Annotated in this window: 19 protein-coding genes and 1 rRNA gene; 19 read left to right on the top strand and 1 reads right to left on the bottom strand. The window is 72.7% G+C overall.

Going from position 1 to position 21905, the window contains the following annotated elements:
* Nucleotides 1-117 precede the first annotated feature (117 nt).
* The 5 genes from rrf to IEW03_RS04260 all read left to right on the top strand — a co-directional run bounded on the left by rrf (nt 118) and on the right by IEW03_RS04260 (nt 4273).
* Nucleotides 118-234 (top strand): 5S ribosomal RNA (gene rrf / locus IEW03_RS04240).
* A 340-nt stretch (nt 235-574) separates the two neighbouring features.
* The gene (uraD, locus tag IEW03_RS04245) at nt 575-1162 is read left to right on the top strand and encodes a 2-oxo-4-hydroxy-4-carboxy-5-ureidoimidazoline decarboxylase (RefSeq protein WP_229737440.1); all 588 of its coding nucleotides are present in this window, start codon (nt 575-577) and stop codon (nt 1160-1162) included.
* Nucleotides 1159-1497: a hydroxyisourate hydrolase gene (gene uraH, locus IEW03_RS04250; protein WP_188522430.1), complete on the top strand. Its 339-nt coding sequence runs from the start codon at nt 1159-1161 to the stop codon at nt 1495-1497. Before uraD ends, uraH begins: the two co-directional genes overlap by 4 nt.
* A gap of 120 nt (nt 1498-1617) precedes the next feature.
* Nucleotides 1618-2562 carry a factor-independent urate hydroxylase gene (gene pucL, locus IEW03_RS04255; RefSeq protein ID WP_188522431.1) on the top strand — a complete coding sequence of 315 codons (945 nt, stop codon included), beginning with the start codon at nt 1618-1620 and terminating at the stop codon, nt 2560-2562.
* 34 nt (nt 2563-2596) lie between these two features.
* Nucleotides 2597-4273: a nucleobase:cation symporter-2 family protein gene (locus tag IEW03_RS04260; RefSeq protein WP_188522432.1), complete on the top strand. Its 1677-nt coding sequence runs from the start codon at nt 2597-2599 to the stop codon at nt 4271-4273.
* A gap of 59 nt (nt 4274-4332) precedes the next feature.
* On the opposite strand, the gene IEW03_RS04265 is transcribed toward IEW03_RS04260, so the two are convergent.
* Nucleotides 4333-5091: an IclR family transcriptional regulator gene (locus IEW03_RS04265; protein WP_188522433.1), complete on the bottom strand. Its 759-nt coding sequence runs from the start codon at nt 5089-5091 to the stop codon at nt 4333-4335.
* A gap of 158 nt (nt 5092-5249) precedes the next feature.
* Here IEW03_RS04265 and IEW03_RS04270 point away from each other — a divergent pair, with 158 nt between their 5' ends.
* The 14 genes from IEW03_RS04270 (at nt 5250) to IEW03_RS04335 (ending at nt 21883) form a co-directional block, all read left to right on the top strand.
* Nucleotides 5250-6743: an NAD-dependent malic enzyme gene (locus tag IEW03_RS04270; protein WP_188522434.1), complete on the top strand. Its 1494-nt coding sequence runs from the start codon at nt 5250-5252 to the stop codon at nt 6741-6743.
* Nucleotides 6740-8029, top strand: a complete 1290-nt coding sequence (locus tag IEW03_RS04275; RefSeq protein ID WP_188522435.1) for a DUF6986 family protein — start codon at nt 6740-6742, stop codon at nt 8027-8029. Before IEW03_RS04270 ends, IEW03_RS04275 begins: the two co-directional genes overlap by 4 nt.
* A 186-nt stretch (nt 8030-8215) precedes the next feature.
* Entirely contained in the window at nt 8216-9016 is an 801-nt protein-coding gene (locus IEW03_RS04280) for a hydroxypyruvate isomerase family protein (protein ID WP_229737609.1), read from the top strand.
* A gap of 135 nt (nt 9017-9151) precedes the next feature.
* On the top strand, nt 9152-10030 hold the full coding sequence (locus IEW03_RS04285; protein ID WP_188522437.1) for a 2-hydroxy-3-oxopropionate reductase: 879 nt from the start codon (nt 9152-9154) through the stop codon (nt 10028-10030).
* Nucleotides 10031-10076: 46 nt separating this feature from the next.
* On the top strand, nt 10077-11864 hold the full coding sequence (gene gcl, locus IEW03_RS04290; RefSeq protein WP_188522438.1) for a glyoxylate carboligase: 1788 nt from the start codon (nt 10077-10079) through the stop codon (nt 11862-11864).
* Between the two features lie 127 nt (nt 11865-11991).
* Nucleotides 11992-13188 carry a glycerate kinase gene (locus IEW03_RS04295; protein ID WP_188522439.1) on the top strand — a complete coding sequence of 399 codons (1197 nt, stop codon included), beginning with the start codon at nt 11992-11994 and terminating at the stop codon, nt 13186-13188.
* Nucleotides 13185-14561, top strand: a complete 1377-nt coding sequence (gene allB / locus IEW03_RS04300; RefSeq protein WP_188522440.1) for an allantoinase AllB — start codon at nt 13185-13187, stop codon at nt 14559-14561. The genes IEW03_RS04295 and allB overlap by 4 nt, the downstream gene beginning before the upstream one ends.
* Before the next feature lie 76 nt (nt 14562-14637).
* On the top strand, nt 14638-15111 hold the full coding sequence (gene bcp, locus IEW03_RS04305; RefSeq protein WP_188522441.1) for a thioredoxin-dependent thiol peroxidase: 474 nt from the start codon (nt 14638-14640) through the stop codon (nt 15109-15111).
* Between the two features lie 85 nt (nt 15112-15196).
* Nucleotides 15197-16783, top strand: a complete 1587-nt coding sequence (gene aceB / locus IEW03_RS04310; RefSeq protein ID WP_188522442.1) for a malate synthase A — start codon at nt 15197-15199, stop codon at nt 16781-16783.
* A gap of 171 nt (nt 16784-16954) precedes the next feature.
* Nucleotides 16955-17251, top strand: a complete 297-nt coding sequence (gene gatC, locus IEW03_RS04315) for an Asp-tRNA(Asn)/Glu-tRNA(Gln) amidotransferase subunit GatC (RefSeq protein WP_188522443.1) — start codon at nt 16955-16957, stop codon at nt 17249-17251.
* Between the two features lies 1 nt (nt 17252).
* Nucleotides 17253-18758 carry an Asp-tRNA(Asn)/Glu-tRNA(Gln) amidotransferase subunit GatA gene (gene gatA / locus IEW03_RS04320; protein ID WP_188522444.1) on the top strand — a complete coding sequence of 502 codons (1506 nt, stop codon included), beginning with the start codon at nt 17253-17255 and terminating at the stop codon, nt 18756-18758.
* A gap of 24 nt (nt 18759-18782) precedes the next feature.
* On the top strand, nt 18783-20291 hold the full coding sequence (gatB, locus tag IEW03_RS04325; protein WP_188522445.1) for an Asp-tRNA(Asn)/Glu-tRNA(Gln) amidotransferase subunit GatB: 1509 nt from the start codon (nt 18783-18785) through the stop codon (nt 20289-20291).
* Nucleotides 20288-20869 carry a GNAT family N-acetyltransferase gene (locus tag IEW03_RS04330; RefSeq protein ID WP_188522446.1) on the top strand — a complete coding sequence of 194 codons (582 nt, stop codon included), beginning with the start codon at nt 20288-20290 and terminating at the stop codon, nt 20867-20869. The genes gatB and IEW03_RS04330 overlap by 4 nt, the downstream gene beginning before the upstream one ends.
* Before the next feature lie 177 nt (nt 20870-21046).
* Complete coding sequence (locus IEW03_RS04335; protein WP_188522447.1) at nt 21047-21883, top strand: bifunctional allantoicase/(S)-ureidoglycine aminohydrolase; 837 nt, start codon at nt 21047-21049, stop codon at nt 21881-21883.
* Nucleotides 21884-21905: the final 22 nt, after the last annotated feature.

Here is a 21905-nt window from a genome sequence, read left to right on the forward strand (position 1 = left end):
CAACGGGTTGTGCGAATAGCATGCACGCGTCCACTGTGCGGTTCCCGAGAAACGGGCACCACCCCTCACCACACCCCCACGGGTGTGCCAAGGGGTGCCTGGATAACTCGATAAAGTTACGGCGGTCATAGCGAAGGGGAAACGCCCGGTCCCATCCCGAACCCGGAAGCTCAGCCCTTCAGCGCCGATGGTACTGCCCTCGAGAGGGGGTGGGAGAGTAGGACGCCGCCGAACACCCATTCACGAAAGGCCCACCCCTGACCCCGGGGGTGGGCCTTTCGCATACCCGCACCCTTTCGCATACCGAGGACCCGCGCAGCTCCTCGCCCGCCACGTCGCCACACGTCCGCACCGTCGAAGAAGCGGTGCCGACACAGGCATGCGATCCCGCCAAGCCACCCCGCAGCACGGCGGCGTCGAGCACGGTGGGAGCACCCGGTCGCGGTTCGCCTCCCGTCGAGGATCACGGGGCATTCTGGTGTCGTCGCGCGACCTGTGAGCCTGGTTCGTGTCCGTGCGGGCGGGAGCGCGTGTGAGGGCCTCGTGAGGGTGCCCGCGAGGCGCCGACCGGCACTTGACAGAGGTCCCGGGACCGGACGAGACTGTCACGGAACGGAAACGCAGTTCCAGTAGGTGGAAGATGTGGGAGGATCGCTCGATGACGAGTGGCGGGCTCGAGGCGTTCAACGCCGCGGATCGGTCGACTGCCCAGGCGACGGTGATGTCGTGCGCCGCCGTCCGGCGGTGGGCGGACGACATCGTGGCCGGGCGCCCCTATGCGGACGTCGGTGCGGCGCTGGCCGCGGCAGAGAGTGCCGCGGACCCCTGGACCGATGCCGAGATCGACGAGGCGCTCGCGCGGCATCCTCGCATCGGCGAGCAGCCGGTGGGCGACGACGCGGACTCCGACCACTCCCGAAAGGAGCAGGCCGGGGTGGACACGTCGGACGCGTCGGTGGCGGGCCGGCTGCAGGTCGGCAACCGTAGGTACGAGGACCGGTTCGGCCACGTGTTCCTGATCAGGGCCGCCGGGCGGAGCGCAGAGGAGATCCTCCGCGTGCTCGAGGAGCGACTCCAGAACGACGCCGCCACCGAACGGCGGATCGCCGCCCAGCAGCTCCGCGAGATCGCGGTCCTCCGACTCGAGGGAGAGCTCTCATGACGTCCCACGTCACCACCCACGTCCTCGATGCCGTCTCGGGGCGCCCGGCGGAGGGCATCGACGTCGCCCTGTGGCGGGTGTCGGAGGAGTCGGCCGAGCGGCTGGCCGCCGCCAGGACGGACACCGACGGCCGGGTGCGCGACCTCGGGCCCGAGGAGCTGGCGCCGGGCACCTACCGCGTCACCTTCGCGACCGGTGCCTACTTCGCAGCTCGCGGCGTCGAGACCTTCTACCCGTCGGTCACCATCGACTTCTTCGTCGAGGCCGGCCGCGACCACTATCACGTGCCGTGCCTGCTCAGTCCGTTCGCGTACTCGACCTACCGGGGAAGCTGACGCCGCACCCGACCTCGCGCGCCGCGGCACCGCTGCCGCGGCCGGCGCCCACCACGTACCGAGGCCGTCGTCGTCGACGACCCCAGGCACGGCGCACGATCTATCAAAGGAGCTAGCAGGATGACCGCCACCGCCACGGACGCACAGGCCACCACGGGCACGATCGTGCTGGGAGACAACCAGTACGGCAAGGCCGAGGTCCGCGTCATGAAGGTCGACCGCGACCAGCCGCGCCACCGGATCACCGAGCTCTCGGTGACGTCGCAGCTGCGGGGGGACTTCTCCGCCGCGCACATCGAGGGTGACCAGGGCAAGGTCGTCGCGACCGACACGCAGAAGAACACGATCTTCGGGCTCGCCAAGGACGGCATCCCCTCGCCCGAGGAGTTCGCGATCCGGCTCTCCGAGCACTTCACGTCGAGCTTCGACTGGGTGGCCGGCGGTCGCTGGGAGGTCAAGGAGTACACCTGGGAGCACATCCCGTCCTCGCGGACCACCCACGTCACGGACGGCGAGCACGACCACTCGTTCGTCAAGGGCGGCACCGAGACGCGTAACACCATCGTGCAGCGCGAGGGGGACGAGGTCTTCGTGGTGTCCGGGCTGGAGGACCTCAAGGTCCTCAAGTCGACGGGGTCGGAGTTCCACGGGTTCCCCCGGGACCGCTTCACCACCCTGCAGGAGACGACGGACCGCATCCTCGCGACGTCGGTGACCGCGCGGTGGCGCTACACGTCCCTGGACATCGACTTCAACGCCGTCTACGACGACGTGCGCCGGATCCTCCTGGAGACCTTCGCGGACGTGCACTCGCTCGCTCTGCAGCAGACGCTGTACCAGATGGGCAAGCGGGTGCTCGAGGAGCACCCCGAGATCGGTGAGATCAAGTTCTCGATGCCGAACCTGCACCACTTCCTCGTGGACTTCGAGCCGTTCGGGATGGAGAACCCCAACGAGGTCTTCTACGTCGCCGACCGGCCGTACGGGAAGATCGAGGGGGAGGTGAAGCGCGAGGGCGCCGCGTCGGAGCCGCGCGCCTGGGCGACCGTGACCGGATTCTGCTGAGCCCCGCCCGCCGTCGGTCCGAAGGAGCATCGACATGACGACCACCACGACGCAGGCGAGCCCGGCGACCGCGACGGCCGAACGTCCCGAGGACGAGCGGTACCCGGTCGGCAAGACCTTCCTCTACGGCCTGCAGCACATCATGACGATGTACGGAGGCGTCATCGCGCCCCCGATCATCGTCGGCCAGGCCGCCGGCCTGAACGGGACGGAGATCGGCATCCTGGTGTCGGCCGCGCTGCTCGTCAGCGGTGTGGCGACGGCGCTGCAGACGCTGGGCCTGCCGTTCTTCGGCTCGCGCTTGCCGCTCGTCCAGGGCATCTCCTTCGCCACGGTCTCGACCATGGTGGCGGTCGCGAGCGGGGACGGCGGCCTGCCCGCGGTCTTCGGCTCCATCCTCGTCGCCGGGGCGATCGGCCTGGCGATCACGCCGTTCTTCGCCCGGATCGTGCGCTACTTCCCGCCGGTGGTGACCGGCACGATCATCACCGTCATCGGGATCTCGCTGCTGCCCACGGCGGCCGGTTGGATGATGGGCGGGGACGAGGAGGCCGCCGACTGGGGCTCGGTGCCCAACGTCATGCTCGCGCTCGGCACGCTCGTGGTGGTGCTGCTGCTCAGCAGGTTCCTGCAGGGCACCATCTCGCGGCTGTCGATCCTGTTCGGACTGGTCATCGGCACCGTCGTCGCGCTGCCGCTGGGGATGGCGGACTTCTCGGAGGTCGGGTCCGGCGCGAGCTTCGCGCTGCCGCAGCTGTTCGCGTTCGGGCCGCCCGTCTTCCAGGTCGGTGCCATCATCTCGATGACCATCGTGATCCTCGTCATCATGACGGAGACCACGGCGGACCTGGTGGCGATCGGCGAGGTGCTCGACACCGAGGTGGACGAGCGCCGGGTCGCGGACGGGCTCCGCGCCGACATGGCGGCGACGGTCCTGGCGCCCCTGGTGAACTCGTTCCCGGCGTCCGCGTTCGCCCAGAACGTGGGCCTGGTCGCGATCACGGGGATCAAGTCGCGGTTCGCCGTCGCGGCGGGCGGCTCGGTCCTCTTCGTGCTGGGGCTGTTCCCGGTGCTCGGCCGGGTCGTCGCCGCGATCCCCGAGCCGGTGCTCGGCGGCGCCGGCATCGTGCTGTTCGGATCGGTCGCGGTCTCGGGCATCCGCACGCTGTCGCGCGTCGAGTACGAGGGCAACCTGAACCTCACCCTCGTCGCCGTCGCGATCGGCTTCGGGATCATCCCGATCGCCGTGCCCGACTTCTACGACCAGTTCCCGGTGTGGGTGGGGATGATCTTCCACTCGGGGATCGCTGCGGCGGCGGTCGTCGCCGTGCTCCTCAACCTGGTGTTCAACGAGCTCCGGTGGGGCCGCAGGCGCGACCCCTCGGTGTTCACGGCGGGCTCGTCGGCCCGGCTCGTCGTCACCGAGGAGCAGGAGCAGCGGCGGCACGAGTACTTCGAGCGCCTGGACCTCGAGCGGCAGGCGGAGCGCCGGGCGCGCCTCAACGCGGACGTCCGCGCCCGGGTGCGCCACGGCCACGGACGGCGTTCGGGCTGCGTGTCGGCGATCGACCTGGACGCCGACGGGGTGCCTGACGTGCTGCAGGTCCGGGACGGTGCGCGTGCTGCCGTCGGTGCGCCGCGCAGGGACGCCACGGCGTCCGAGGAGCACCCGGTGCTCCTTGGTGCGGGTGCCGGAGCGAAGGACGCGTGACCAGGGGGACCTGTGCCGGGGGCCGGGGCGGCGGGAGGACCGCCGCCCCGGCCCGGGCGTCAGCCCGCGGAGAGCAGCTCGGTCGAGATCGCCCGCGCCGCGTCCTGCAGGAGCGGGAGCGCGCGCTCACCGAACTCGTAGGTGACGCGGGCGGCCGGCCCGGAGACGGACAGGGCGGTCGGCGTCGGTGCCCCCTCGACCGGGACGGCGAAGCAGCGCACCCCGATCTCCTGCTCGCCGTCGTCCACCGCGTGGCCCTGCTCGCGGATCTTGGCCATCTCCGCCAGGAGGTCGTCGACGTTCGTGATGGACAGGTCGGTGGCGGGCGGCATCCCGACGCGGCCCACGATCTCGCGGACCGTGGTGTCGGGGAGCTCGGAGAGCACCATCTTGCCGACGCCGGTGCAGTGGCAGTACACGCGGCGCCCGACCTCGGTGAACATCCGCATCGAGTGGGACGACGCCGCCTGCGCGACGTAGACGACCATGTCGCGGTCGATCATCGCGAGGTTGGCGGTCTCGCCGAGCTCGCGCGCCAGCCGCTCGAGGTGCGGGCGGGCGCTCGCGCCGAGCTGGCGCCCGGCGCTCTCGCCGAGACGGATGAGGCGGGGCCCGAGCGTGTACCGGCGGGAGGGCAGCTGGCGCGCGTACCCGCGCACGACCAGCGTCCGCATGAGCCGGTGGATCGTCGGCAGCGGCAGCTCCGCAGCCGCGGCGAGCTCGCTCAGGCCGGCGTCACCGCCGAGGTCCGTCATGATCTCGAGCAGGTCGATCGCCCGGTCCACGGACTGGACGCTCGGGCCGTTCGCCATGGTCATGCCCCCTTCAGCGCGTGCCGGCCGCGACGCCGGCCACCCACAGGTCGATGTCCGTGATCAGCGGTACCGATCAGCGGGGGAGCCGCGACCGGCTCCCAGAAGCATCTTTCCACATCTCGAAACTGACTGTCAGCAGATCCCCGAAAGGACACCCGGACATGGCGATGCCCAGCCCGAGCTACACGATCACCCTGCGCGTCGAGGCGCCGGCGACCCAGCGTGCGACGAGCGAGATCGTCCACGAGGTCGCGACCGCCGGAGCGTCGGTCATGGGCGTCGACATCGCCCAGTCGCACGCCGACGTGATCGTCGTCGACGTCACGTGCGACACCGTCGACGCGGAGCACGGCGAGCGCATCGTCGAGGCGCTCGACGCCCTCGACGGGGTGCGCGTGCTGAAGATGTCGGACTCGACCTTCCTCATGCACCTCGGCGGGAAGATCTCGGTCACGCCCAAGGTGCCGCTCAAGACCCGCCGCGACCTCTCCCGGGCCTACACGCCGGGTGTCGCGCGGGTCTGCACGGCGATCGCGAACCGCAAGGAGGACGCCCGGCGCCTGACGATCAAGCGCAACACGGTCGCGGTCGTCACCGACGGCACGGCCGTGCTCGGACTCGGCGACATCGGCCCCGAAGCCGCCATGCCGGTGATGGAGGGCAAGGCGGCGCTGTTCAAGCAGTTCGCCGACGTCGACGCCTGGCCGCTCGCGCTGGACACCACCGACACCGAGGAGATCATCCGCACGGTCAAGGCGATCGCCCCGGGCTTCGGGGGCGTGAACCTCGAGGACATCTCCGCACCGCGGTGCTTCGAGATCGAGCGACGCCTGCGCGAGGAGCTGGACATCCCCGTCTTCCACGACGACCAGCACGGCACGGCGATCGTCGTGCTGGCCGCGCTGATCAACGCCCTCAAGGTCACGGGCAAGAAGATCGGGGACGTGCGGATCGTCGTGTCGGGCGTCGGCGCGGCCGGCTCGGCGATCATCCGCCTGCTGCTCGCCCAGGGCGCGCGGGACATCATCGGCTGCGACCGCCACGGGGCGCTCACGACGTCGTCGGCGGCCGGCGACGCCAGCCGCACGTGGATCGTCGAGAACACCAACCCGTCCGAGGCCGCCGGCTCGCTCCAGGAGGTGCTCGTGGGCGCCGACGTCTTCGTCGGGGTCTCGGCCGGCAACATCCTCACGGGTGCCGACGTGGCCAGGATGAACGACGGGGCGATCGTCTTCGCGCTGGCGAACCCCACGCCGGAGGTCGACCCGATCGCGGCGGGGGAGACGGCGGCCGTCGTGGCGACGGGCCGCAGCGACTACCCCAACCAGATCAACAACGTGCTGGCGTTCCCGGGCCTGTTCCGCGGGCTGCTCGACGCGGGCGCCACCCAGATCACCGACGAGATGCTGCGTGTCGCGGCCGTGGCGATCGCGTCGGTCGTCGGGGACGAGGAGCTGAACCCCGCGTTCATCATCCCGGGCGTCTTCGACCACCGGGTGGCCGAGGCCGTCGCCGAGGCGGTGCGCGTCGAGGGGATCAAGGAGACGCCCGCGTCCACGGCACGCGCCGAGGACGCCGAGCACCTGGCCGAGCACCTCGGGCGCGCCCTGCAGACCGGGTCCGCCTCGGGCGCCGCGACGGGGACCGCGCGATGAGCGACTCTCTCGACACGTCCCTCGACGCTTCCCTCGACACGTCCCTCGACCAGGCGACCCTCGACGACGTCGAACGACGACTCGCGGCGCACGACCGGCACCTGGAGGAGGCGTACCCCGGCGACGACGGCACGCGCCAGCCGGTGCACACCGTCTACGTCCCCGCGCACCGCTACACGGCCGGCCTCGCCGAGGAGTGGGGCGCCCAGGCGCGCAAGGCGCTCGCGGCACAGGGCGTCGGCGCGCTGCTGGACGCTGCAGCGGTCCGGGCCGACCTGCGCGACGACGTCGCGGCGCGGGTGGAGGCGAAGCTGGCTGCGGAGCCGATCGAGGACCTGCGCATCGACCTGGAGGACGGGTACGGCGACCATCCGGACGCCGACGAGGACGCCGTCACCGTCGCGGCGGCGCGGGCCCTGCGCACCGAGCTCGACGACGGTCGCGCGACCCCGTTCGTCGGGATCCGGTTCAAGTGCTTCGAGAAGCCCACCCGGGCCCGCGGGCTGCGCACGCTCGACCTGTTCCTGAGCACGCTGGCGCGATCGGGCGACCTCCCGGAGGGTCTCGTCGTCACGCTGCCCAAGGTCACTGCCGTGGCCCAGGTCGAGGCGATGGTCGCGGTCTGCGAGCGGATCGAGCGGGCGACGGGCCTGCCCGGCCGGCGGCTGCGCTTCGAGGTCCAGGTCGAGACGCCGCAGTCGATCCTGGACGCCGCGGGGACGGCGACGGTGGCACGGATGATCCATGCCGGCGACGGCCGGGTGAGCGGCCTCCACTACGGCACCTACGACTACTCGGCGTCGCTCGGCATCGCGGCCGCCTACCAGTCGATGGAGCACCCCGCGGCCGACCTCGCCAAGGAGGTCATGCAGCTCGCGGCCGCCGGGACGGGCGTGCGCCTGTCCGACGGCTCGACGAACGTGCTTCCGGTGGGTGACGACGCGCAGGTGCGCGCGGCGTGGCGCAACCACGGCCGGCTGGTGCGCCGGTCGCTCGAGCGCGGTTTCTACCAGGGATGGGACCTGCACCCCGCGCAGCTGCCGAGCCGCTTCGCGGCGACGTACGCGTTCTACCGGGACGGGTTCGAGCCGGCCGCGCGGCGCCTGCACGACTACGTGAACCAGGTCTCGGGCGCCGTCCTCGACGAGCCGGCCACCGCCCGGGCCCTCGCGTGGTACCTCAAGCGCGGGCTCGACTGCGGCGCCCTGGGGGCCGACGAGCTCACCGGTGCGACGGGGCTGACGCCCGCCGAGCTCACCGCGATGGTGGTGCCGTCCGCGGACTGAGCTCCGCGGCGGGGACATCCGTGCTGATGGCAGGCCCACGACGGCCCGGCAGGAGGACACCTCCTGCCGGGCCGTCGTCGTGTCGGCGCCCGGAGGGGTTGACCGTGCGGACCGAGCCGCGTAGCGTTTCCACCACAAGGAACAGAACTTCCAGATTGCGAAAGCGAGTCAGCGATGGCGGACCAGATCCCCTACACCGTGAACTGCTCGATCCTGCTGACCGACCTGCCGCTCCTCGAGCGCCCGGCGGCGGCCAAGGCCGCCGGTTTCGACGGCGTCGAGTTCTGGTGGCCGTTCGCGTCGTCGACGCCGGCCGCCGACGAGATCGACGCGTTCGTCGGCGCGATCGCGGACGCCGGCGTCCAGCTCACCGGGCTCAACTTCAACGCCGGCGACATGCCCGGCGGCGACCGCGGCCTGATCTCCTGGCCCGCCCGGTCCGCCGAGCTGCGGGACAACCTCGACGTCGTCGCGCGCATCGGCGAGCGCACCGGCTGCCGCGCGTTCAACGCGCTGTACGGCAACCGGCAGCCCGGCGAGGACGCCGCCGCGCAGGACGCGCTCGGGGCCGAGAGCCTGGCCCTCGCGGCGAAGGCCGTCGAGCGCATCGGCGGCACCGTCCTGCTCGAGCCCGTCTCGGGTGCCGACGCCTACCCGCTCAAGACCTCGGACGACGCCGTCGCCGTCCTCGACCGGGTGCGCGACGAGCACGACGCGACCAACCTCGGCCTGCTGTTCGACGTCTACCACCTCGCGGTGAACGGGGCAGACGTCGACGTCGACCTGAAGAACCACGCCGAGCGCATCGCGCACGTGCAGGTCGCCGACGCCCCCGGGCGCGGTGCCCCGGGCAGCGGCGACCTGCCGATCCAGCGCTGGATCGGTGACCTGCGCGACGCCGGCTACGCCGGACCGGTCGGGCTCGAGTACAAGACCGCCGACGTCCACCCGTTCGCCTGGCTGCCGCGCGAGGAGCGCTCCGCCTGAGGCGGAGACGCAGTGCAGGGTGAGGGCCGAGGAACGAGGCACTCGCCCGTAACGAAGTCGCAGACTCGGGCGGCAGAAGACACCGCTCGCTGACGAGAGCGACACCCCAACACCTCACCGGAAGGACACGACAGCATGAGCACCATCGCCTTCATCGGCCTCGGCATCATGGGCAGCCCGATGGCCGTCCACCTGCAGGACGCCGGTCACGCCGTCGTCGGCTACAACCGCACGGCCGCCAAGGCCCAGCCCCTCGTGGAGGCGGGTGGCACCGCCGCGTCGTCGGTCGCCGAGGCGGTCAAGGCCGCCGACGTGGTGGCCGTCATGGTCCCCGACTCGGCGGACGTCGAGGCCGTCCTCACGGGCGACGACGGCGTCCTCGTGAACGCGCAGCCGGGCACCCTGATCGTCGACTTCTCCTCGATCCGCCCGGACGTCACCATCGCGCTCGCCGAGCAGGCGCGTGCCGGCGGGTTCCGCTACCTCGACGCGCCGGTCTCCGGCGGCGAGGCGGGCGCCAAGAACGCCGCCCTGTCGATCATGGTCGGCGGCGAGGCCGAGGACTTCGCCGCGGCGCAGGACGTCTTCGACGCCGTGGGCAAGACGATCGTGCACGTCGGCCCGTCCGGCTCCGGCCAGACCGTCAAGGCCGCCAACCAGCTCATCGTCGCGGGCAACATCGCGCTGCTCGCCGAGGCCGTCGTCTTCCTCGAGGCCTACGGCGTCGACACCGAGGCGGCCGTGAAGGTCCTCGGCGGCGGGCTGGCCGGCTCCGCGGTGCTGAACCAGAAGGCCGAGAAGATCCTCGGCCGCGAGTTCGCCCCGGGCTTCCGGATCGACCTGCACCACAAGGACCTGGGGATCTTCACCTCGGCCGCCCGCGAGGAGGGCGTGGTGGCGCCGGTCGGCGCCGTCGTCGCCCAGCTCATGGCCGCGGCCCGCGCCGCGGGCGACGGCGACCTGGACCACTCCGGCCTGTTCCGCGCCGTCGCGCGCCTGTCCGGCCGCGACTGACGGTCGCGACAGACCCGACACCCCAGCAGACTCGAAGGAGAGCACCATGCCCCGCATGCGCGCGGTAGACGCCGCGGTCGCCATCCTGGCGAAGGAGGGCGCCACGGAGGCTTTCGGCCTCCCCGGCGCCGCCATCAACCCGTTCTACGACGCCATGCGCCAGCACGGCGGCATCCACCACGTGCTCGCGCGGCACGTCGAGGGCGCGTCGCACATGGCCGACGGCTACTCGCGTGCCGCGCGGGGCAACATCGGCGTCTGCATCGGTACGTCCGGCCCGGCGGGCACGGACATGATCACCGGCCTGTACGCCGCGTGGGCCGACTCGGTCCCGATGCTGTGCCTCACGGGCCAGGCCCCGGTGGCCAAGCTCGACAAGGAGGACTTCCAGGCCGTCGACATCGCGTCGATCGCCGCGCCCGTCACCAAGATGGCCAGGACGGTGCTCGAGGCCTCGCAGGTGCCGGGGGTGTTCGCCAAGGCGTTCCAGCTGATGCGCTCGGGCCGGCCGGGCCCGGTGCTGATCGACCTGCCGATCGACGTCCAGCAGACGGAGATCGACTTCGACCCCGAGACGTATGCGCCGCTGCCCGTCGAGCGCCCGGATGCCACGCGCGAGCAGGTCGCCACGGCCCTGGACATGCTGCTGGCGGCGGAGCGCCCGCTGATCGTCGCGGGCGGCGGCATCATCAACGCCGGCGCCGAGGCCGAGCTGGTGGAGCTGGCCGAGACCCTCGGGGTGCCCGTGGTGCCCACGCTCATGGGCTGGGGCGCCATCGGCGACGATCACCCGCTGGCCGCGGGCATGGTCGGCATCCAGACGTCGCACCGCTACGGCAACGCGACGTTCCTGGAGTCCGACTTCGTGCTCGGCGTCGGCAACCGGTGGGCCAACCGCCACACCGGCGGCCTGAAGACCTACACCGAGGGCCGCACCTTCGTGCACGTCGACATCGAGCCCACGCAGATCGGCCGCGTGTTCGCGCCGGACTACGGCGTGGTGTCCGACGCGGGCGCGTTCCTGCGCGCCGCGCTCGAGGTCGCCGCCGAGCGCAGGGCCGCCGGCCGGGTGCCGGACTACACGGCCTGGGCCGCCTCCGCGCAGGAGCGCAAGGGCACGCTGCAGCGCAAGACGCACTTCACCGAGGTGCCGATCAAGCCGCAGCGGGTGTACGAGGAGATGAACAAGGCCTTCGGCCGCGACACCGTCTACGTCACGACCATCGGGCTGTCGCAGATCGCCGGCGCCCAGCTGCTGCACACGTACCACCCGCGGCACTGGATCAACGCCGGCCAGGCGGGCCCCCTGGGCTGGACCGGACCCGCTGCCCTGGGCGTGTCCCGCGCGCTCCCGGGCGGGAACGTCGTCGCGCTCTCCGGGGACTACGACTTCCAGTTCATGCTGGAGGAGCTGGCCGTGGGCGCCCAGCACCACCTGCCGTACGTGCACGTCGTGGTGAACAACGCCTACCTGGGCCTCATCCGCCAGTCGCAGCGCGCGTTCGACATGGACTTCCACGTGTCCCTCGCGTTCGACAACATCAACATGGGCCGCAGCGAGGGCGAGCCCGAGGGCTACGGCGTCGACCACGTCAAGGTCGCCGAGGCGCTCGGCTGCAAGGCGATCCGGGTCTCCGACCCGGAGGACCTGGGCGCCGCGTTCGCGAAGGCTCAGGCCATGACGGCCGAGCTGCAGGTGCCGGTCGTGGTCGAGGTCATCCTCGAGCGCGTCACGAACATCGCGATGGGCGCCGAGCTCAACGGGGTCAACGAGTTCGAGGACCTGGCGATCTCCGCCGCGGACTCGCCGACCGCGATCGCGCTCCTCGACTGAGGCGGAGGTGCAGCGAAGGGTGGGGGCGAGGGACGAGGCACCCCGCCCGGAGCGGAACCGCAGACTCGGTCGACGACGGAATGGACTGAGGCGACGGCATGAGGCGACCGAGGAAAGGGGAGGGACGATGACGACGACGGACCGCGCGCCGCGCGTGCTGCTGGCCCCTGACAAGTTCAAGGGCTCGCTGTCCGCGGGCGAGGTGGCCGCCCACCTGGCGGCGGGCCTGCGCCGCGCGGTGCCGGACGTCGTCACGGACGAGCTCCCCGTCGCCGACGGCGGCGAGGGCACCCTCGAGGCCGCCCTCGCCGCCGGCTGCACGCCGGTCGACCTGGTGGCGACGGGTCCCCTCGGGGAGCCGGTCGCGACCCGGTACGCCCGGCGCGGGACGACGGCCGTCGTCGAGATGGCGGCCGTCAGCGGGCTCGCGATGGTCCGGCCCGGCCGGGCGACGGCGCTCGCGGCCACGTCGCGTGGCCTGGGGGAGCTCGTGGCCCACGCGCTCGACGCGGGGGCGCGGGAGATCGTCGTCGGTGTCGGCGGCTCGGCCAGCACCGACGGGGGCGCGGGGATGCTCGCCGCGCTGGGCGCCCGGCTCACCTCCGGGGCGGGCGACGTCGCCGACGGCGGCGGCCACCTGCACGAGATCACGGACGTCGACCTCGCCGGGCTGCACCCGGCCCTCGCGGAGACGGAGATCGTCCTCGCGAGCGACGTGGACAACCCGCTGCTCGGCGAGCACGGGGCGGCCGCGGTGTACGGACCTCAGAAGGGTGCCGACCCGGCGACGCTGGCCGAGCTCGAGCTGGGCCTCGCGACCTGGGTCGACGTCCTGGCGACCGTGGGCGTCACGGGCGCGCGCGACCACGCGGCCGCGGCCGGCGCGGGGGCCGCCGGCGGGGTGGGTTTCGCCTGCCTGCTGCTGGGCGCGGTGCGGCGGCCGGGCGTCGAGGAGGTGCTCGCGCTCACGGGCTTCGCGGACCGCCTCGTGGGCGTGGACCTCGTCGTGACCGGCGAGGGCAGCCTCGACGCCCAGTCCCTGCACGGCAAGACGCCGGTCGGGGTCGCGGCCGCCGCGGCCGCGGCCGGCGTCCCCGCCGTCGCGGTGTGCGGGCGCAGCGGCCTCACCGCCGCGCAGGCCGCCGCCGCCGGGCTCGGTGCGGTGCACGCGCTCACGGACGTCGAACCCGACGTCGGCCGCTGCATCGCCGAGGCCGGGCCCCTCCTGGAGTCGCTCGCCCCGCGGCTCGCCGACCATCTGCCGACGCCGGTCGCGCTCCACGCCGCCGGCGCCGAGACCTCTACCTCCTGGGAGCACGCATGACCACTGCCGCCACGACCGGCCCCGGCGACGACGCCACGCCGGACGGCCTCTTCGACCTCGTCCTCCGCGCCGCGCGCGCCGTGCTCCCCGAGGGGGAGCGGGCCGTCGAGGTCGGTGTCTCGGGCGGCCGCGTCGCCGCCGTCGCGCCGCTCGGCACGGGCCTGAGATGCGCCGAGGTGGTCGAGCTGGCCGACGACGAGGTGCTGCTGCCGGGCCTCGTCGACTCGCACGTGCACGTCAACGAGCCGGGCCGCACCGAGTGGGAGGGGTTCGCCTCCGCGACGCGCGCCGCCGCGGCGGGCGGCGTCACGACCATCGTCGACATGCCGCTCAACTCGCTGCCGCCCACCACGACCGTCGAGCACCTCGACGTCAAGCGCGAGCGCGCCGCCGGGCAGGCTTTCGTCGACGTCGGGTTCTGGGGCGGTGCGGTGCCGGGCAACACGGCCGACCTGCGGCCGCTGCACGACGAGGGCGTCTTCGGCTTCAAGTGCTTCCTGGCCGACTCCGGGGTGCCGGAGTTCCGCCACCTGGAGGCCGACGAGCTGCGCGCGGACCTCGCCGAGCTGAAGACCTTCGACGGCCTGATGATCGTGCACGCGGAGGACCCGGGCGCGCTCTCGGGGGCCCCGCAGGCGCCGGGGCGCCGGTACAGCGACTTCCTCGCCTCGCGGCCGGCGACGGCGGAGTCCACCGCGATCGCCGCGGTCGTCGACGCCGCCCGTGCGACGGGCGCCCGCGCGCACGTGCTGCACCTGTCCGACGCGGACTCGCTGCCGCTGATCGCCGCGGCCCGGGCCGACGGCGTGCGGCTCACGGTGGAGACCTGCCCGCACTACCTGTCGCTGGACGCGGACCACGTGCCGGACGGCGCGACGGCGTACAAGTGCTGCCCGCCGATCCGCGAGTCCGCCAACCAGGACCGCCTGTGGCAGGGGCTGCTCGACGGGGTGATCGACGTCGTCGTGACCGACCACTCCCCGGCGACCGCCGACCTCAAGGAGCCCGTGGACGGCGACTTCGCCGCCGCCTGGGGCGGGGTGGCCTCGCTGCAGCTCGGGCTCGCGGTGGTGTGGACCGAGGCGCGGCGCCGGGGCGTCCCGCTCGAGCGTGTGGTGCGGTGGATGTCGGCCGGGCCCGCGGGGCTCGTCGGGCTCGAGCGCAAGGGCGCGATCGCGGTGGGCAAGGACGCGGACCTCGTGGTGTTCGCGCCGGAGGCGACGTTCGTCGTCGAGCCTGCCCGCCTGCACCACAAGAACCCGGTGACCCCGTACGCGGGCCGCGACCTGACCGGCGTCGTGCGGCGCACGCTGCTGCGCGGTGCCGAGGTGACCGACGAGCCCGCGGGCACGCTGCTGCGCCGCGAGGGCTGACGGCTCGGCCGCCCGAGCCCGCGACGACCCCCGACCGAGAACGCACGAGGAAGAACGCACGAGGAAGAACGACGACATGACGCGACTGCAGACCGGCGACACCGCCCCCGACTTCACCCTGCCCGACACCGGCGGCGCGGCCGTCTCCCTCGCCGCGGTACGTGCCGCGGCCGACAAGGGCGTCGTCGTGTACTTCTACCCGAGGGCCGGGACGCCGGGGTGCACCACGGAGGCCTGCGACTTCCGCGACAACCTCGCGTCGCTCGCCGGGGCCGGCTACGCCGTCGTCGGCGTCTCGGCCGACCCGGTGGAGGCGATCCGCGCGTTCGCGGAGGCCGAGCACCTGACGTTCCCGCTGCTGTCCGACGCCGACCACGCGGTGGCCGACGTGTACGGCGCGTGGGGGCCGAAGACGTTCGACGGCCGGACCTTCGACGGCGTGCACCGGTGCACGTTCGTCGTCGAGCGGGACGGCACCCTGCGGTCCGCGGAGTACGACGTCGAGGCCACCGGGCACGTGGCGGCGCTGCGCGCGGCGCTGGGTGCCTGAGCGACGCCGGACGCGCTATGGTGGCCGTGATTTCCATCAGGCGTAATTTCCATTCCACTGAGCAACGAAGCAAGGAGGCACTGTCGTGGAGCTCCCCGACGGGCTGACCATCACCGGCGAGATCGGTGAGCGTGATCGTGAGGTCCTGACCCCGGCCGCGCTGGACCTGATCGTGACCCTGCACCGTGAGCTGGGCGCCCGGCGTCTGGAGCTGCTGGAGGCGCGGCAGCGTCGCCGCGACGACCTGGCAAACGGCGGCACGCTCGACTTCCTGCCCCAGACGGCGCACGTGCGCGCGGACGACTCGTGGAAGGTCGCCCCGCCGGCACCCGGGCTGGTGGACCGGCGGGTGGAGATCACCGGGCCGACGGACCGCAAGATGACGGTCAACGCGCTGAACTCGGGCGCCAAGGCGTGGCTGGCGGACCAGGAGGACGCGAACACGCCGCGCTGGGACGCGGTGGTGGGCGGCCAGCTGAACCTGCTGGACGCGATCGAGCGGCGGATCGACTTCACGAACGAGGCGGGCAAGTCGTACGCCCTGAAGCCGGACGACGAGCTCGCGACGATCATCGTGCGCCCGCGCGGGTGGCACCTGAACGAGAAGCACGTGCTCGTCGACGGCCAGGAGACCTCCGGGTCGCTGGTGGACTTCGCGCTGTACGTCGCGACGGCGGGCCTGCGGCAGATCGCCAAGGGCCTCGGGCCGTACTTCTACCTGCCCAAGATGGAGTCGCACCTGGAGGCGCGGCTGTGGAACGACGCGTTCGTCATCGCGCAGGACGCCCTCGGCATCCCGCGCGGCACGATCCGTGCCACGGTGCTCATCGAGACGATCCCGGCGGCGTTCGAGATGGAGGAGATCCTCTACGAGCTGCGCGAGCACTCGTCCGGCCTCAACGCCGGGCGCTGGGACTACCTCTTCTCCGTGGTGAAGAACTTCCGCACCCGCGGGCACGAGTTCCTGCTGCCGGACCGCAACCAGATCACGATGACGGTGCCGTTCATGCGCGCGTACACGGAGCTGCTGGTGGCGACGTGCCACAAGCGCGGCGCGCACGCGATCGGCGGTATGGCGGCGTTCATCCCGTCCAAGGACGAGGAGGCCAACGCGAACGCGTACGCCAAGGTGCGCGCCGACAAGGCGCGCGAGGCCGGCGACGGGTTCGACGGGTCCTGGGTGGCGCACCCGGGCATGGTCGCCACGTGCAAGGAGGTCTTCACCGAGGTGCTCGGCGAGCGGCCGAACCAGATCGAGCGCACCCGTGAGGACGTGCAGGTGACCGCCGCGGACCTGCTCGCGGTCGACAAGACCCCGGGCACCGTCACCGAGGCCGGGCTGCGCAACAACATCTCGGTCGGGATCCAGTACCTGCACGCCTGGCTGGGCGGCCTGGGCGCGGTCGCGATCTTCGGGCTCATGGAGGACGCCGCGACCGCGGAGATCTCCCGCTCGCAGGTGTGGCAGTGGCTGCACAACGAGGTCACGCTCGCCGACACCGGCGCGACGGTGACCCGCGAGCTGGTCGACCGGATCGTGGCCGAGGAGGTCGCGAAGCTGCCGGGCGACGCGGGCGACTACGACGTCGCGCGCAGCACCTTCATGGAGGTGGCTGTGGCCGACGAGTACGTCGACTTCCTCACGACCGCCGCCTACGAGCGGATGGCCTGACCCGGAGCCCGAGCTCCCGCAGGACCATCGACAGGGCGGGCGCAGCGCGACGGGGGCGCCGCGCCCGGCCCGCGGAGCGGCCGGCACCACGTCCCAGGGACGGGTGCCGGCCGCTTCGTCGTCCCCCCGGGCGGGGCCCTGCGAGGGGCGCGGACCACTAGACTGGCGGCCATGTCCACCATCTCCCGAGACGAGGTCGCGCGCGTCGCCGCCCTGGCCCGCATCGACCTGCGACCGGAGGAGGTCGACCGGCTCGCCGGCGAGCTCGACGTCATCGTCGAGTCGATCGCCCGCGTGAGCGAGGTCGCCACCCCGGACGTGCCCGCGACGAGCCACCCGCTGCCCATGACGAACGTGTTCCGCGAGGACGTCCCCGTCCCCGCGCTCCCGGTCGCCGACGTGCTCGCCTCCGCGCCGGACGCGCAGGACGGTCGCTTCGCCGTGCCGCAGATCCTCGGGGAGGAGTGAGATGACCGACCTGACGCGACTCAGCGCCTGCCAGCTCTCGGAGACCCTCGCCTCGGGCGAGGCGTCCAGCGTCGAGGCCACCCGCGCGCACCTGGACCGCATCGCCGCCGTCGACGGCGACGTGCACGCCTTCCTGCACGTGAGCGCCGACGACGCGCTCGCCACGGCCGCCGACGTCGACGCCCGCCGCGCCAACGGCGAGGTGCTGCACCCGCTCGCCGGCGTGCCGATCGCCGTCAAGGACGTCGTCGTCACGAAGGGCATGCCGTCGACCGCCGGGTCGAAGATCCTCGAGGGCTGGATCCCGCCGTACGACGCGACGCTCGTCGAGCGCCTGCGCGCCGCGGGCCTGCCGATCCTCGGCAAGACCAACATGGACGAGTTCGCGATGGGCTCCTCCACGGAGCACTCCGCGTACGGCAACTCGCACAACCCGTGGGACCTCGAGCGCATCCCGGGCGGCTCCGGGGGCGGCTCCGCGGCCGCCGTCGCCGCCTTCGAGGCGCCGCTGGCGATCGGCACGGACACCGGCGGCTCGATCCGCCAGCCCGGCGCCGTCACCGGCACGGTCGGCGTCAAGCCGACCTACGGCGGCGTCTCGCGCTACGGCCTCATCGCGCTCGCCTCGTCGCTGGACCAGGCCGGCCCGGTCACGCGCACGGTGCTCGACTCCGCGCTGCTGCACGAGCTCATCGGCGGGCACGACCCGCGCGACTCGACGTCGATCCCCGAGCCGCTGCCGCCGCTGGTGGAGGCGGCGCGCCAGGGCGCGCTCGGCGACCTGTCCGGGCTGCGTGTGGGTGTCGTGACGCAGCTGCAGGGCGAGGGCTACCAGCCCGGCGTGCTGGCGCGGTTCCACGAGTCCCTCGAGCTGCTCACCAAGGCGGGCGCCGAGGTCGTCGAGGTCTCGTGCCCGCACTTCGAGTACGCCCTCGCCGCGTACTACCTGATCCTCCCGGCCGAGGCGTCCAGCAACCTGGCGAAGTTCGACGGCATGCGCTTCGGGCTGCGCGTCGAGCCCGAGGACGGCCCGGTCACGGCCGAGCGCGTCATGGCGGCCACGCGCGGCGCCGGCTTCGGCGACGAGGTCAAGCGCCGCATCATCCTCGGCACCTATGCCCTGAGCGCCGGCTACTACGACGCCTACTACGGCAGCGCCCAGAAGGTGCGCACGCTCATCCAGCGCGACTTCGCCGACGCCTTCGCCCAGGCCGACGTGCTGGTCTCGCCCACGGCTCCGACCACGGCGTTCAAGCTGGGCGAGAAGCTCGACGACCCGCTGGCGATGTACCTCAACGACGTCGCGACCATCCCGGCCAACCTGGCGGGCGTGCCGGGCATCTCGGTGCCCAGCGGCCTGTCCGACGACGGCCTGCCCGCCGGGTTCCAGATCCTCGCGCCGGCCAAGGCGGACGACCGCCTGTACCGGGTGGGCGCCGCGCTCGAGGCCGCCCTCGAGTCGACCTGGGGCGGCCCGCTGCTGGACCGCGCCCCCACGCTCGGCTGAGCACGAGAACAGGAGAACACCACTGTGACCACCACGACCCCTGCTCTCGTCGCCTACGGCGACGCGGTGCGCCGCTACGACCCGGTGATCGGCATCGAGGTGCACGTCGAGCTCGGCACCCGCACCAAGATGTTCTGCCCCGCGGAGCAGTCGTTCGGCGCGGAGCCGAACACGCAGACCACGCCGGTCTCGCTGGGCCTGCCCGGCGCGCTGCCCGTCGTCAACGGCACCGCCGTCGAGTACGCGATCCGCATCGGCCTGGCGCTCAACTGCCAGATCGCGGAGAGCTGCCGCTTCGCCCGGAAGAACTACTTCTACCCGGACGTGCCGAAGAACTTCCAGACGTCGCAGTACGACGAGCCGATCGCCTTCGACGGCTGGCTCGACGTCGAGCTCGAGGACGGAACGGTGCACCGCGTCGAGATCGAGCGCGCGCACATGGAGGAGGACGCCGGCAAGAACACCCACGTCGGCGGCTCCGCCGGGCGCATCCACGGGGCGGAGTACTCGCTCGTCGACTACAACCGCGCCGGCGTCCCGCTGGTGGAGATCGTCACCCGGCCCATCACGGGCGCGGGGGAGCGGGCGCCCGAGGTGGCCCGCGCGTACGTGCAGGCGCTGCGCGACATCTTCCGCGTGCTCGACGTCTCCGAGGCGCGCATGGAGCGCGGCAACGTCCGCGCGGACGTCAACCTGTCGCTGCGCGCGACGCCCGAGGCCCCGCTGGGCACGCGCACGGAGACCAAGAACGTCAACTCGTTCCGCTCCGTCGAGCGCGCGGTCCGGTACGAGGTCTCGCGGCAGGCCGCGATCCTCGACGCCGGCCGGTCCGTCGTCCAGGAGACGCGGCACTTCCACGAGGAGGACGGCAGCACGTCGCCGGGCCGCGTGAAGTCGGACGCCGAGGACTACCGCTACTTCCCGGAGCCGGACCTCGTGCCCGTCGCGCCGTCGCGCGCGTGGGTGGAGGAGATCCGCGCGACCCTGCCCGAGCTGCCGCAGGCGCGCCGCCGCCGCCTGCACGACGAGTGGGGCTTCGCCGACGCCGAGATGCGCGACGTCGTCAACGCGGGCGCGCTCGACCTCATCGAGGCGACCGTCGCCGCGGGGGCGACGGCGGCCGCGGCCCGCAAGTGGTGGATGGGCGAGCTGGCCCGCCGCGCCAAGCAGGAGGAGGCGGAGCTCGCGGACCTCGCGATCACGCCGGCGCAGATCGGTGAGCTCCAGCAGCTCGTCGACGCCGGGCGGATCAACGACAAGATCGCGCGCCAGGTGCTCGACGGCGTGCTCGCCGGCGAGGGCGACCCGGAGCAGGTCGTGGTCTCGCGCGGCCTCGAGATCGTCTCGGACGACGGTCCGCTCCTCGTGGCGATCGACGAGGCGCTGGCGGCGCAGCCCGACGTGGTCGAGAAGGTCCGGGGCGGGAACCAGGGGCCGGTCGGCGCGATCATCGGCGCCGTCATGAAGGCGACGCGCGGCCAGGCCGACGCCAAGCGGGTGCGCGAGCTCGTGCTCGAGAGGATCGCCGGGTGAGGACGCCGGTCCTGCACGGCGAGATGGTGCGCCTGCGCACCATCGAGGCGCGGGACGCCGACCGGCTGTGGATGTCGCTGCGCGACCCGGACAGCGGGCGGCTGCGCGGCATGGGGACGGACGCGTCGTCCAGCCGCGCGGACGTGGACGCGTGGGCGGCGGCCGCGGCGGACCTGCCGGGCCGGTACGACTGGGCCATCACGCCGGCCGCCGTCCGGGACGGCGAGCTCGTGAGCGACGACCTGATCGGCGAGATCTCGCTCGACCAGGTCGACCTGCACGTGCGCTCCGCCAACCTGCGGCTGCGCATGATGCCCGACTACCGGGGTCGCGGGTACGGGCGGGAGGCGATCGGCGAGGTGCTGCGCTTCGCGTTCGACGCCGACGGGCTCGGCCTGCACCGGGTGACCCTGTCCGTGATCAGCCTCCACCCGCGGGCTCGGGCCCTCTACGACTCCCTCGGGTTCCGCGAGGAGGGTCGCCTGCGCGACGCGTACCGCGACGGCGACGGCTGGGCCGACGCCGTGGTGATGAGCATCCTGGAGGACGAGTACCGCGCCGGGGTCGGCGCCGACTGAGGCGGGTGCTCCGTCGATCAGCGCCGGTCGTGCCGCCGGGACCGTCGTGTCCCGGCCGGTGCGGCCGGCGTTCGTCGTCGGGGCTGCTTGACACCTCCCTCGACCCGCCTTAAGTTCATATCGCAGAAGACAGATTCCGAAGCACGGAAGTATGTCCCGCCCGACGAGGAGTGTGACGTGACCCAGCCGACCCAGACCACGCGCTACTACACCCCGCAGGGCGGGCTGCCCGGTCAGGAGGAGCTGCTGACCGACCGCGCGATCGTCACGGAGGCGTACACGGTCATCCCGCGCGGGGTGCTGCGCGACATCGTCACCTCGAACCTGCCGGGCTGGGAGAAGACCCGCCTGTGGGTGCTCGCGCGGCCGATCGAGGGGTTCGCCACCACCTTCGCGCAGTACGTGGTCGAGGTCTCCCCGGGCGGCGGCGCCGACCGGGGCGAGATCGAGGAGACCGTGCAGTCGGTCGTGTTCGTCACCGAGGGCACGCTCACGCTGACCGTCGAGGGCGCCGAGCACGTGCTCGAGCCGGGCGGCTACGCCTACCTCGCCGCGGGCGACCGGTGGTCGCTGCACAACCGCTCGGACGCCAAGGCCGCGTTCCAGTGGGTCCGCAAGGTCTACGAGCCGATCGAGGGGCACCAGGCCAAGACCTTCGTCACCCGCGAGCAGGACATCGAGCCGACGCCGATGCCGGACACCGACGGCGCGTGGGCGACCACGCGGTTCGTCGACCCGGGCGACCTCGCGCACGACATGCACGTGAACATCGTGACGTTCGCCCCCGGCGGCTCCATCCCGTTCGCCGAGACGCACATCATGGAGCACGGCCTCTACGTGCTCGAGGGCAAGGCCGTCTACCGGCTCAACGGGGACTGGGTCGAGGTCCAGGAGGGCGACTTCATGTGGCTCCGCGCCTTCTGCCCGCAGGCCTGCTACGCCGGCGGGCCGAAGCCGTTCCGGTACCTGCTCTACAAGGACGTCAACCGCCAGGTGCGCCTCGACCGACGCTGACCAGCGCTCGCCGTCGACCGCA

The organism is Isoptericola cucumis, assembly GCF_014635665.1.
GTDB classification, from domain to species: Bacteria; Actinomycetota; Actinomycetes; order Actinomycetales; family Cellulomonadaceae; genus Isoptericola; species Isoptericola cucumis.

Excerpts from the sequence above, each read along its gene's own strand:
- IEW03_RS04270 (WP_188522434.1), top strand. The coding sequence starts at position 5,250 with ATGGCGATGCCCAGCCCGAGCTACACGATCACCCTGCGCGTCGAGGCG.
- IEW03_RS04260 (WP_188522432.1), top strand. The coding sequence starts at position 2,597 with ATGACGACCACCACGACGCAGGCGAGCCCGGCGACCGCGACGGCCGAA.
- bcp (WP_188522441.1), top strand. The coding sequence starts at position 14,638 with ATGACGCGACTGCAGACCGGCGACACCGCCCCCGACTTCACCCTGCCC.
- uraH (WP_188522430.1), top strand. The coding sequence starts at position 1,159 with ATGACGTCCCACGTCACCACCCACGTCCTCGATGCCGTCTCGGGGCGC.
- IEW03_RS04265 (WP_188522433.1), bottom strand. The coding sequence starts at position 5,091 with ATGACCATGGCGAACGGCCCGAGCGTCCAGTCCGTGGACCGGGCGATC.
- IEW03_RS04275 (WP_188522435.1), top strand. The coding sequence starts at position 6,740 with ATGAGCGACTCTCTCGACACGTCCCTCGACGCTTCCCTCGACACGTCC.
- gcl (WP_188522438.1), top strand. The coding sequence starts at position 10,077 with ATGCCCCGCATGCGCGCGGTAGACGCCGCGGTCGCCATCCTGGCGAAG.
- pucL (WP_188522431.1), top strand. The coding sequence starts at position 1,618 with ATGACCGCCACCGCCACGGACGCACAGGCCACCACGGGCACGATCGTG.
- IEW03_RS04295 (WP_188522439.1), top strand. The coding sequence starts at position 11,992 with ATGACGACGACGGACCGCGCGCCGCGCGTGCTGCTGGCCCCTGACAAG.
- gatA (WP_188522444.1), top strand. The coding sequence starts at position 17,253 with ATGACCGACCTGACGCGACTCAGCGCCTGCCAGCTCTCGGAGACCCTC.
- allB (WP_188522440.1), top strand. The coding sequence starts at position 13,185 with ATGACCACTGCCGCCACGACCGGCCCCGGCGACGACGCCACGCCGGAC.
- IEW03_RS04285 (WP_188522437.1), top strand. The coding sequence starts at position 9,152 with ATGAGCACCATCGCCTTCATCGGCCTCGGCATCATGGGCAGCCCGATG.
- gatC (WP_188522443.1), top strand. The coding sequence starts at position 16,955 with ATGTCCACCATCTCCCGAGACGAGGTCGCGCGCGTCGCCGCCCTGGCC.